Below are 11,870 nucleotides of genomic sequence, written 5' to 3'. Positions count from 1 at the left end.
TCAATGTGACATTTAGAATAGAAATTGACTTTTTTGGACGGCCTCCTTTAATATTTAAACTATACTTCTATTTTAGCAACTATTTGTTTGTCTTTGGTTTTGGTTAATCGAATTATTTTAATGTCTTTTGTTTCATTTGGTTTTCCAAAGTTTTTAAACATGGTAACCTTCATAAACGTTGGGTTTTCTATTTTTTGATATCGATCTCCAAAATAATTCACTTTTATAAAATACGTCCCTTCTTTTGCATGCTTTAACGTGAATTCCTCTGGTCCAAAACCTTGGGTCATATCTTGCGATAACCTACCTCCTATTTTGGTTTTTGGGTGGCTGTAATAACATTCTTCCAGATTAGGGTCGATAATATGCAAATCAATATCGGTGTCGTTATGGTTCCAATCTATAACAACTCTTATATCAAACGATGCCTCGTTTTTATTTGCATTTATGAAATCTTCATTTTTTATTTCAGCATTTTTTTGAAGTAATGTATTGATTTCATTTCTAGAAATTTGTTGCATGCCGGCAAACTTTCTTCGGTCGTTATTTTTGTAAATAGCACCGTTAACAATACCATTTAATAAATTAAAAGACTCTTGAGCCAAACCTATTTCTTGATAAACCAAGGCTAAGTCTCGGTACGATTGGGAATCTTCAGGTCGCAATTTTAATACTTGATTGTAAATATAAGCTGCCAACCCATAATTATTTGCTTCTTCTAATTTGTAACCCAAAACCCTTAAAAGCTCGTAATTATCAAAATCCAATTCTGCTATGTTCGTTAATATTCTAAGCGCAATTTCTTTATTGTTCCATGTTTTAAAATAATCGAACACATCAATATAATAAGCGGGTACGTGTTCATATTTTTCCCTTTGAGACAAGTAGGTTTTATAGGCATCTTCCAAAGATTTCGAATTATTTAATTCAACAATATAAGGTGTATTCAGTGTTTGTGTTTTTATTTTTAATCGTCCTTTATATCGGTTTTTGTTCTTTCTTGAGCTATTAAAATTGCGCGCTGTATTCGTTCTATTATTATTAAACGTACTCGTTATAATAATAACGCCATTTGCCGCTCTACTACCGTATAAAGCTCCGGCAGAAGCACCTTTTAGCACTGATATACTTTCAATATTATTAACATCGATTAAGTCGTCAACATTGCCACTTACTGGCACACCATCAATAACGTATAGCGGTTGATTGTTGCCATTTAATGACGTAGCGCCTCTTATCATAATATTAGAACTAGCACCTGGATTATTTCTAGAACCTACTTGCACACCAGCAATTCTTCCTTGTAAAGCACTGGCAATATTTCCTTGATAGCCAGCACTCAAATCTTCACTTTTTATGGTTGTAACCGAACCTGTTAATGATTTCCTTTTTTGTGTACCGTATCCAACAACAACAACTTCATCTAACTGCGCCGAATCTTCTTGCATTGAAATGTTTACCGTTGATGAGCTGCCTATTGTTGTTTCAAGAGTTTGCATGCCGATGTAGCTGAATATTAAGTCTGCGCCTTCATCTGCATTTATCGAAAAATTACCATCAAAATCGGTTTGTGTTCCTGTGTTTGTTCCTTTTACAATTACATTAACTCCTGGAAGTGGCAGTCCAGATTTGTCTAAAACTGTTCCTGAAAAATTCCCAGAATTCGGTGTTTGGTTTGTTTGTCTTTCTTCAGTTTGGGTTTCATTTTCCTGTACAGCAATAACCTTTTTACCATTATTTCTATTGATGATTCTATTGTATTCTTCCAATAATTCTTCCGGTGGCGTAATTTTATAGCGCACATAATCCCAAACGGTTTCCAAAACAATTAAAGACGTGTGGTTACTTACCAAATTATAAAACATACTATGTTTTACGATTTCATCTTTATTCATATCGCTTTCTTGCTGAAGTTTATTTAGTTTCTTTTGAGCCCAAATACGTTTTACTAAATTATTTGAAGCCTCCGATTGTATAACTAAAGTGTCTTTTTGAGTAATCTTGTTTCCGTAACCAAACTGCAAAATCACCATATCATTTTTCTTAAAATTTTTACCGGTAAACGAAAAATCCGTTGAAACGGTTATGGCATTATTCGGATAAACTTCCAAGTTTTTGTTTGAAGACTCAAAACCTAAAAACTTAAAAGATTGATACATCACTTTATCAACTGATTCTTTAACGGTAGCATTTTTTAGATTGATATACTTTCCGTTGGTAGCTTCGCAAATACTATTCAGCTCGCTATGATTTGCTTTAACAATACTGTTTACAACATAAATGGGCTGACTTGTATTAACTGCCAAATCGCTTAAATTTTTCATGCCATCAGAAAACATTAGAATTTCTTGGGATGAATTATTCAAAAATAAATTAGCATAAGATGTACCACCATCATAAACCGTATTTATTAATGCTTGTTTAAGATTTGACCAATTTCCCTTAGATATTATATAGTTTTTGGTCGATAGTATTTGATTACTGAATTTTACCAGTTCTACTTTTACATCTTTTAAATGGTTGATGTAATTATCTAAAAACTCAAGTTCTTTTTCCAAATCTCTTGATTTCATTGATAATGATGCATCCCAATAAATACTAATTTCACCAGCTTTTTCCCTGAGTTTTTTATTGGTTTTTAAGGTTTTATAGATATAGAAATAATCATCATAAGTTATGGTTTTATTACTGTTGAAATACTGTGGAATTTTAATGGTTAAAGACTCACTCGGGGTGTAATTCTTCTTTTCAACTTTAGCGTAAAAATTATTATACAAGGCTTTAAATTGAAAATTTTCAATATGTCCTTCTTTTAATGAAGGTTTCATTTTTTGATCGAACACATTCATTTCCAAAACAAAATGATCTAAATGTTTTTTAAACCCCAAAGGCAAATGAAAGTAATGCGCCTCTTCACTAAAAATCAATTCTTGTTCGTGTGCCAAAACCACTCTTTTATAACCTTTTGCCGGAATCGGGTAAATTCTTGCTTTGTAATTATTACCGGTTCCTTTTTCCAATAAAACAGGGTCTACGCGTCGTCTTACTACAGCTTCAAAAGCAACGCGACCTTGTTCTTTTTCCACTACAACGGCTTCTCTAAGTTTTCCGTTTACTTCAAGCGCCAATCTCGATACACGTTGCCCTTCGCCTAACGGAAAAGCCAATTCGCCTTCTAAAACATTGGATGTCGGGTTATAAAAAAGCATGTCGTAAGTCGTGGTAGCTATGTTTCCAACAACGTCTACTTTTACATCTAACGATGTAATTCCCAACTTATCGTTCCCTACTTTTATTGATGGCATATTTTGGGAAAAGAAAGCAATCGGAAGGATTAAAAAAATAACTTTTAATAAGGTTTTCATAATAGTTGATTTTTAAGTTTAGCATAAAACTATCATCAAACTATATATTAAAAAACCAGAAATGAGTGAAGCGTGCTTTTGGGTGAGTTAACTATAAAAGCAAAAAAGGTTAAGCTCTCGCCTAACCTTTTAAATTATTGATTTACTATTATTATTTAATGTCGGTACTAAAAGGAAGCAGCAACTGAATGCCTTTTCGTTGCGACATCGCTTTTATATCCTGCATGATTTTGTAATTGGCCTCACCTAATTCTTCTTTTAATATAGTTTCTTTTGTTTTAGCCAAACCAAAACTTTGCAAAATTTTATCGAGGTCTTTCTCAAAAACGGGGAACTCTTTAATTTTATAATCCTCAATTTGCGCCATGTCTGCGGCATGTTTTAGTGCCACTTCCAAACCACCAAGTTCGTCAACCAGTCCATTGTCTAAGGCGTCAACACCTGTCCACACCCTGCCCTGTGCAATGGCTTTAACATCATCTTGTGTCATATTTCTACCTTCGGCAACCCTATTAGTGAACAACTCATAAATATTATTGATACTTTCTTTTATAAAAGCTTCTTGGGTATCGCTCATGGGTTCAAACAAACTATAAACCACGGCATTTTTATTGGTTGAAACCTGTTCGGCATTTATGCCCCATTTATCGGCGAGCCCTTTTACATTTGGTAGCATGCCAAAAACACCTATACTGCCAGTAATTGTTGTAGGTTCCGCTATAATTTTATCGGCATTACTGGCGATGTAATAACCACCGGAAGCGGCCACATCGCCCATCGATACTATAACCGGTTTTACTTTTTTGGTCAGTTCTATTTCGCGCCAAATAAGTTCGCTTGCCAAAGCGTTTCCGCCTGGTGAATTTACACGAATTACAACCGCTTTAACCTTATCGTCTTCTCTGGCTTTTTTTAACGAACGGTTTACAGCGCCTTGACCGACATATTTCTCGTCGCCCTCACCGTATATAATTTCACCTTCGGCGTAAATAATGGCAATGTGATTACTGCTTGTTTTTGTTTTGATTTTGTTGGCCGTATGAATGGCATAATCCTTTATAGAAATGCTGTTTATCTTTTTTAAAGCTTCCAAATCTAGAGCGTGTCTTAAACCATTTTGAAACTCATCGTAATATGCAATCTTATCAATCATTTTTGATGCTATTGCCAATGGCGCAGTTCTCGACAACAAACTGTCGGCAATAGTGTTTAAGCGTTCAGCAGATATGTTTCTGCTTACAGAAATTTCTTTTTTAAGTTCGCTCCAAATCCCATTTAAATACCCTTCGATTTGCTCGCGATTATTGGCGCTCATTTCGTTTTCCAGAAAAGGCTCAACGGCACTTTTATATTTTCCTAAACGGATGACCTCCATTTTAATCCCCGATTTTTCCTGGAAATCCTTAAAGTACAAATGTTCTGTAGATAAGCCGTTAAACTCCATCATACCTGCGGGATTCATGTAAATAGTATCGGCAACAGAACTTAAATAATAGTCTTTTTGCGTATAAATATCGGCGTACGCCACAATAAACTTATCCGATTTTTTAAACTCCAAAAGGGCATCTCTAATCGCTTTGGTTTGCGAAATTCCCGCTTGAATAAAATTATTATCAATAGTGATGCCTTTTATTTTATCATCGGTCGCCGCATATTTTATGGCATCAATAATATTGAAAAGACCATCTTTTCTATCTTCATTTAAAAAGCTGTATTGCTTAAAAACCGTTTTTCCGGCATAGTCTTTTATAGGGAAATCCAGTTTCAGGTTTAACACCGAATTGTTTTTAACAATAATGTTGTCATCTGCCGACGAGCCTGCCAACAACCCGATTACTATGAGTAATGCAAAACAAATAAACAGGAATACAAAAATTCCCGTAACGGTAGAAAGGACGCGCTTTATAAAGTTCATATTTTAAATTTTGATGGTTAGTAGATTAAACGGTGGCAATGTTACAATTAATTATGAACTTTTAATTGTTTTAAGATTTTGCTGCGCTGGATTTTGCCTGAAGTGGTTTCATTAAATTGTGCAACGTTGTAAATAGCTTTTGGTTTCTCGAACTTTTCCAACTCTGAAAACACGGAATCAGCCATGGTGTTGGATTCGTCTTCAACAACCAAAATTACCTGTTCGCCCAATCTTTCATCTTTTTCAGAAGCTATAAAAAAGCGTTGTTTTATTTTATTTTGAAGTTTGGCCTCTATCTGTTCCGGGGAAAACTTAATGCCTCCAGAGTTTATAATGTTATCAAAACGACCCAGCCATTCAAATTCGGTTTCAGAATACAACTTTACAATATCGTTGGTTACTATGGGCTCGGTTGAAATTTTAGGCGCATCAATTACCAAACAATTTCGCTCGTCTTGAGACAATAAAATATTTGGCAGTGTTTTAAAATGGGATGAAGCCACAGACCCTGCTTCACCAAAATTGTTAAGCTTTTTTAATGCGATATGCGTTATGGTTTCCGTCATTCCATAAGTTTCATAAACATTTGATCTTATGCCTTGGATGGCTTTTTTCAAGTTGTTTGAAACAGGTGCGCCACCCACAATAATAGTTTTAATGGCATCGCAATAGCCGTAGATTTTTTCAAGTTGCAAAGGCACCATAGCCACAAAATCGTAATGCTTTTTGTAATCGAAAATAGGTTGCGATGTAGGCTGTCTTAAATCTAGTTCCAAGCCTAAAATGATGGCTCTAACCAGCATCATTTTACCTGCAATATAATGTGCTGGCAAACAATATAAAGCCGTATCGCCCGGGTTTAATTTAAGGTAATTGCCCGTCGCAACGGCCGAATTCACCATGCCTTGCTTGCTTATCTTAATAGGTTTTGGTTTGCCCGTAGAGCCCGAAGTGTTTACCGTTATATAATCTTTTTTATCCAACCAATCGAGTAGAAAATTGCCAATATCCTGCTCAAAAGGGCGGCCTTCTTTTACAAAACTATAGGCTACCTCATCAAGGTCTTCAAATGAATAATGATTTCTATCGAGTTTGAATTTTGAATGTACTTTACTATAATCGGGTATCATGATTTCCTATTTCTTCTATTATTTTATAATTTTCTTTTGGAGGCTCTACAACATCGCCCAACAACCTGTCTTTCCAATTGGACCAATTGTATTTTTTTGATAAGATGAAAAGCAGTATTGGAAATATAACAAATACGGGGACAAATATTTCGGCTATTCCCATTTTTTCTGGATCGGACATATCTTTTAAAATTGAATCCGTTTGAAACGCTGTCCAATCTGCCGTAACCAACAATGCCGTAAACAAATTGTTTGCCGCATGAAAACCTAAGGCCAGCTCCAAACCATCGTCCATTAAGGTAATGATACCTAAAAACAAGCCTGTCCCAATATAATATACCATTATGATATAACCTAATTTTTCAACTTCCGGGTTTGCAATATGTAACAATCCAAAACCTATCGAGGTTATTAATAATGGTGCCCATTTATTTTTTAAAACAACCCCAAGTCCTTGCATCAAATAGCCTCTAAATAAATACTCTTCAAAACTGGTTTGTAAAGGCACAAGCAAAATAGCTATAACACATAATATTAAAAAGGGCTGTAATTGAAAGTTGAGAACGTAATCTTCGGGTGTTAAGAAAAAATAATCGACAAGCACAAAACCGCTAGACACTATGCCCCATAGAAAAAATATAAACCAAAAGCGTTTCCAATCTATTTTTTTTCGAGCTGTTGTTAAGTGTGTTAAAGGCTGTTTGTGTAAAAACTTTGTTGTTAAAAGCAAGCCAACCAAACCAATGGCAAACGATAAAAGCATTAAAAACAAAAACAAATTATTGCCTAAAAGCGCTACCATTTGCGGTATGTCTCCAGGAATTTCGCCACCGCCCATAACTTTTATACCTATGCCTATAGCTAAAGGAATCATCCCTATTAATTGCCACGCAACAAATACAAAAACAGAGCCTACTAAATACCGCCACCAATCGTGTAATACATTAAATGTTTGATTTATATACATTATAAAATTTTATGTTAAAAGTTCTAAATTCCAAGCTCGTTTTTTATGGTTTTGCAATGTACCATTTTTTACTTGTAATGGGCTATCAAAATTATTGGTAAATAATGCGCCAGTACCAAGTCCTTGGGGTAAATCGCTTTGCTTTACAAAAGTGTATTGGGCTATGGCATTTAGCCCGATATTACTTTCCAAAGCACTGGTAATCCACCAACCAATATTCAGTTTTTCAGCAATTTCTATCCACATATCGCTACCTTTAAAACCGCCCACTAAACTGGGTTTTAAAATAATGTATTGCGGACTTATGGTTTGTAGCAGTTCCTTCTTTTTTGTTACAGAAAAAACACCTATTAATTCTTCGTCTAAAGCTATGGGTAATGGCGTATTTTCGCAAAGGTTTGCCATGGCTTCAATTTGACCCTGTTTTATGGGTTGCTCGATGGAATGCAAATCGAAATCCGACAACATCTTCAACTTTTCCAAAGCTTCATCTTTTGAAAAAGCGCCGTTGGCATCCACGCGTAATTCAATATCTTTTGATGAAAATTCCTTTCTAATCGATTTAATCAGATTGATTTCCGTTTGAAAATCTATGGCTCCAATTTTCATTTTTATACAATTGAATCCCGCTGAAATTTTATCTTTTATTTGCTGCTTCATAAATGCCTCGGAACCCATCCAAATGAGTCCGTTTATAGGAATTGAAGCATTGCCTTTTGTAAATTCGGAAGGGAATAATTCAAATTTATTTTCACTTTCCAAAGATTTAAAGGCCATTTCCAACCCGAATTGTATGCTGGGGAATTTTTTCAACTCATCCAATAACAGCCCTAATCCTAAATGGATGTTCACACAAGTCCATTGTAAAATATCTTCGTAATGCGGCACATCGTCAACACTCAAACCACGAAAAACACCACATTCGCCAATGCCTTTTTTTCCGTTGTGCTCAATAACAATAAACCAAGTTTCCTTGGTTTTTAAAACCCCGCGCGATGTTCCGCTGGCTTGTTTAAAGTTTAAAATGTATTTGTGGTACGTTGCAATCATAGAATTTTCAAAAATAATCAATAAAAATGTTTAATTTGTAAAGCTTTAAAACTAATTTAAAAACCATGCAGTCTCCCGAATTTCCTGATATTATACTATTTGCTATTCCTTTTTTTATCCTTTCGATGCTTATCGAATTATATGTAACGGTAAAGGAAGGCATTAATTCTTACGAAAAAAAAGATGCCATTTCGTCCATTACCATGGGTTTGGGCAACGTGTTTTTAGGGTATTTTAGCAAAGCTCTGGTTTTGTTGTCGTTTTTATTTATTTATGAAAACTTTAGACTGTTTACCATTCCCGTTGCATGGTGGAGTTTTGTGCTTATTTTTTTTGCTGATGATTTTGCTTACTATTGGTTTCATCGCATTTCGCATGAGTGTCGTTTGTTTTGGGCATCGCATGTGGTGCACCACTCGTCGCAGCATTACAATTTAAGTACGGCGTTACGGCAAACCTGGTCTGGGGGTTTTTATTCGTTTATTTTTTGGTTGTGGCTGCCATTGCTCGGGTTTCATCCCGCGATGATTATGTTGCAAATGTCTATTAGTTTACTCTATCAATTTTGGATACATACCGAAGCCATAAATAAAATGCCCAAGTGGTTCGAGGCTGTATTTAACACGCCGTCGCACCACCGTGTGCATCACGGTAGCAACCCTATTTATTTGGATAGAAATCATGCGGGCATCTTAATTATTTGGGATAGGTTGTTTGGCACCTTTCAGCCAGAACTTAAAGATGAAAAAGTGATTTACGGATTGGTGAAAAACATCGACACCCACAACCCTATCAAGATTGCATTTATTGAATGGGTTAATATGTTTAAAGATGTGTTTTCCGGTAGAAAATCCATTACTAAAAGATTTCTTTACTTTATAAAACCACCGGGTTGGAAACACGATGGCACAGGCAAAATCTCTGACGATTTACGGAAAGAATGGATGGATTCAGTTGGCGGTGAAAAAAGAATGTAAACAAACTACAACTCCAAACTCTCGCCAATTTTTAATAGCATTAAATCTTTGCCTTTTTCAAAAAACTTGCGTTTGGCAACTTCGTGATCAATTTCAATATAGCCAAACGTATCAAAGTGATAGCCTAAAATTTTATCGCATGCTACAAAATCACTGGCCAAAATAGCATCATCAATACCCATGGTGAAATTATCGCCAATGGGAAGAATCGCTAAATCTAATTTTGTTTGAAGTGGAATCAATTTCATATCAAAAGTTAAAGCCGTATCGCCGGCGATATAAATATTTTTGTGCTCGCCTTCAATTACAAAACCACCTGGTTGCCCACCATAACTGCCATCGGGAAACGATGACGTATGAATGGCATTGACGTATTTTACACTTCCGAACTCGAAATCCCAAGTGCCGCCATGGTTCATGGGATGGCCTTCCAATCCCAAATTCTCGAAGTGCGAAACAATTTCAAAATTAGAAACAATAACGGCATCGGTTCGTTTTGCAATGGCTTCAACATCCAAAATATGATCTTGGTGCGCATGGGTTAGCAAAATATAATCTGCCTTAAGCGTATTTATATCAATATGTGACGCTTTATCATTTCCCGTAATGAAAGGATCGACTAAAATATGAGTGTCCTCAACTTGAATGCCCAAACTCGCGTGACCGTAAAATGTGATTTTCATGTGTTCTAAATTTTAACAGAAAAATACAAAAACTATAACAAATGTCCAATTCCCATTAAAATAGCCAAAAACACCGTGGTTAAGGCTAATTTTTTCAGTTCGGGATCTAACAATTTAGGGTCTTTATTGTTGTTTATTTTTTTTATGTGAACAATTAATGGCAAATAGGCAACCACAAAGATTAAATTGAATGGTGAGGTATAATACAAAATGCCGAAAAGCCCCGATAAAATTATAGCGGATACTATTAGCACCGTGTGATAAGTTTTAACTTTATTTTGTCCCAATTTCACCGCTAGTGTGATTTTATTCGATTTTTCATCCGAAATTATATCACGCATGTTGTTCAAATTTAAAACGCCCATACTCAACAAGCCGATGGTGCAGGCTGGCAAAAAAACCACATGGTCAATGGTTTTCGCGTACAGTACATAACAACCAATAACGCTTACCAATCCAAAAAAAACAAATACAAAAACATCGCCCAAACCTCGGTAGCCATAAGCATTTTTTCCAATAGTATAGCGCATTGCCGCTACAACACTTGCAATTCCCAATACAAAGAAGAGCATGGTGAGTAAAAAATGTTTAACGCCAAAAGCCGTAAATACTAGTGCGAAAGCCAATGTTATTGAAATTAAAATATTAATTCGGATGGCATGAAACATATCATCGGGTGATATTTTACCACTTTGAATGGCGCGCTCCGGCCCTATACGGTCTTTATTATCGGTGCCTTTAATACCATCGCCATAATCGTTTGCCAAATTGGAAAGTATCTGTAAACTTAGCGTCGTTAAAATAGCCAGAACACAGATTTTCCAGTTAAAATAACCATTATATGCCGCTAAACAAGTCGCTAAAATAATTCCGGAAACCGATAGCGGTAGCGTTCGTAAACGCATGGTTGAAATCCAAATAGAGATATTTTTCATTTACGGAATCCATTTTTTTACAAAGTTAGGTTTTCGTTTTTCAAGAAAAGCATTTCGACCTTCAATAGCCTCGTCGGTCATATAGGCTAAACGGGTTGCTTCGCCAGCAAATACCTGTTGCCCTACCATGCCATCATCAGTTAAATTCATAGCAAATTTTAACATTTTAATTGATGTTGGCGATTTTGCTAATATTTCCTGTGCCCAATTATAAGCGGTATCCTCTAATTCGTCATGCGGAATTACGGCATTTACCATACCCATATCGTAAGCTTCCTGAGCGGAATAATTCCGACCCAAAAAGAAGATTTCACGGGCTTTTTTCTGTCCCACCATTTTTGCCAAATATGCAGACCCATAGCCGCCATCAAAACTGGTTACATCGGCATCGGTTTGTTTAAAGATAGCGTGCTCTTTACTTGCTAAAGTTAAATCGCAAACCACATGTAAACTATGTCCGCCTCCTACTGCCCAACCAGGAACCACTGCAATAACTGCCTTTGGCATAAACCGGATAAGCCGTTGCACTTCCAATATGTTTAACCGGTGGTAGCCATCTTCTCCCACATAACCTTGATGTCCCCTGGCTTTTTGGTCACCACCCGAACAAAAACTCCAAACGCCATCTTTGGTTGATGGCCCTTCGGCCGATAACAATACCACCCCTATATTTACATCTTCGTTGGCATCATAAAAGGCATCATAAAGCTCGCTGGTTGTTTTTGGACGGAAAGCATTTCGAACATTTGGTCTATTAAACGCAATTCGTGCTACGCCATTATATTTTTTATAGGTAATATCTTGATATTCTTTAGCGGTTACCCATTTTGCTTGTTCCATTTTTTATA

9 protein-coding genes are annotated in these 11,870 nt (G+C 35.9%); 1 reads left to right on the top strand and 8 read right to left on the bottom strand.

Annotated elements, in window-relative coordinates; translation table 11 throughout:
• Positions 1-59 precede the first annotated feature (59 nt).
• The 5 genes from ACN5J7_RS11790 to ACN5J7_RS11770 form a co-directional block, all read right to left on the bottom strand.
• Positions 60-3,365: a TonB-dependent receptor plug domain-containing protein gene (locus tag ACN5J7_RS11790; protein WP_418604037.1), complete on the bottom strand. Its 3,306-nt coding sequence runs from the start codon at positions 3,363-3,365 to the stop codon at positions 60-62.
• Positions 3,366-3,516: 151 nt separating this feature from the next.
• A complete protein-coding gene (sppA, locus tag ACN5J7_RS11785; RefSeq protein WP_418604036.1) occupies positions 3,517-5,280 on the bottom strand; it encodes a signal peptide peptidase SppA in 1,764 nt (587 codons plus the stop codon).
• Between the two features lie 47 nt (positions 5,281-5,327).
• Positions 5,328-6,410 carry an AMP-binding protein gene (locus ACN5J7_RS11780; RefSeq protein ID WP_418604035.1) on the bottom strand — a complete coding sequence of 361 codons (1,083 nt, stop codon included), beginning with the start codon at positions 6,408-6,410 and terminating at the stop codon, positions 5,328-5,330.
• Positions 6,394-7,377, bottom strand: coding sequence for a lysostaphin resistance A-like protein (locus tag ACN5J7_RS11775; RefSeq protein ID WP_418604034.1), 984 nt, complete (start codon positions 7,375-7,377; stop codon positions 6,394-6,396). The genes ACN5J7_RS11780 and ACN5J7_RS11775 overlap by 17 nt, the downstream gene beginning before the upstream one ends.
• 9 nt (positions 7,378-7,386) lie before the next feature.
• Complete coding sequence (locus ACN5J7_RS11770) at positions 7,387-8,427, bottom strand: o-succinylbenzoate synthase (RefSeq protein ID WP_418604187.1); 1,041 nt, start codon at positions 8,425-8,427, stop codon at positions 7,387-7,389.
• 65 nt (positions 8,428-8,492) lie between these two features.
• On the opposite strand from ACN5J7_RS11770, the gene ACN5J7_RS11765 reads away from it, so the two are divergent.
• Complete coding sequence (locus ACN5J7_RS11765; RefSeq protein WP_418604033.1) at positions 8,493-9,404, top strand: sterol desaturase family protein; 912 nt, start codon at positions 8,493-8,495, stop codon at positions 9,402-9,404.
• A gap of 5 nt (positions 9,405-9,409) precedes the next feature.
• Here the strand turns inward: ACN5J7_RS11765 and ACN5J7_RS11760 are convergent, their stop codons facing one another.
• The 3 genes from ACN5J7_RS11760 to ACN5J7_RS11750 are packed head-to-tail and all read right to left on the bottom strand — an operon-like array spanning position 9,410 to position 11,862.
• Entirely contained in the window at positions 9,410-10,087 is a 678-nt protein-coding gene (locus ACN5J7_RS11760) for a metal-dependent hydrolase (protein WP_311937698.1), read from the bottom strand.
• Between the two features lie 32 nt (positions 10,088-10,119).
• Complete coding sequence (menA, locus tag ACN5J7_RS11755; RefSeq protein WP_418604032.1) at positions 10,120-11,022, bottom strand: 1,4-dihydroxy-2-naphthoate octaprenyltransferase; 903 nt, start codon at positions 11,020-11,022, stop codon at positions 10,120-10,122.
• A complete protein-coding gene (locus ACN5J7_RS11750) occupies positions 11,023-11,862 on the bottom strand; it encodes a 1,4-dihydroxy-2-naphthoyl-CoA synthase (protein ID WP_418604031.1) in 840 nt (279 codons plus the stop codon).
• Between the last annotated feature and the right edge of the window lie 8 nt (positions 11,863-11,870).

It is taken from the genome of Hwangdonia sp., assembly GCF_048381975.1.
GTDB classification, from domain to species: Bacteria; Bacteroidota; Bacteroidia; order Flavobacteriales; family Flavobacteriaceae; genus Hwangdonia; species Hwangdonia seohaensis.
The sequence above is the reverse complement of the archived record's forward strand: the minus strand, read 5'-3'. Positions and strand labels throughout refer to the sequence as shown.

Coding starts and splice junctions, on each gene's coding strand:
- ACN5J7_RS11790 (WP_418604037.1), bottom strand. CDS start 3,365: ATGAAAACCTTATTAAAAGTTATTTTTTTAATCCTTCCGATTGCTTTC.
- sppA (WP_418604036.1), bottom strand. CDS start 5,280: ATGAACTTTATAAAGCGCGTCCTTTCTACCGTTACGGGAATTTTTGTA.
- ACN5J7_RS11780 (WP_418604035.1), bottom strand. CDS start 6,410: ATGATACCCGATTATAGTAAAGTACATTCAAAATTCAAACTCGATAGA.
- ACN5J7_RS11775 (WP_418604034.1), bottom strand. CDS start 7,377: ATGTATATAAATCAAACATTTAATGTATTACACGATTGGTGGCGGTAT.
- ACN5J7_RS11770 (WP_418604187.1), bottom strand. CDS start 8,427: ATGATTGCAACGTACCACAAATACATTTTAAACTTTAAACAAGCCAGC.
- ACN5J7_RS11765 (WP_418604033.1), top strand. CDS start 8,493: ATGCAGTCTCCCGAATTTCCTGATATTATACTATTTGCTATTCCTTTT.
- ACN5J7_RS11760 (WP_311937698.1), bottom strand. CDS start 10,087: ATGAAAATCACATTTTACGGTCACGCGAGTTTGGGCATTCAAGTTGAG.
- menA (WP_418604032.1), bottom strand. CDS start 11,022: ATGAAAAATATCTCTATTTGGATTTCAACCATGCGTTTACGAACGCTA.
- ACN5J7_RS11750 (WP_418604031.1), bottom strand. CDS start 11,862: ATGGAACAAGCAAAATGGGTAACCGCTAAAGAATATCAAGATATTACC.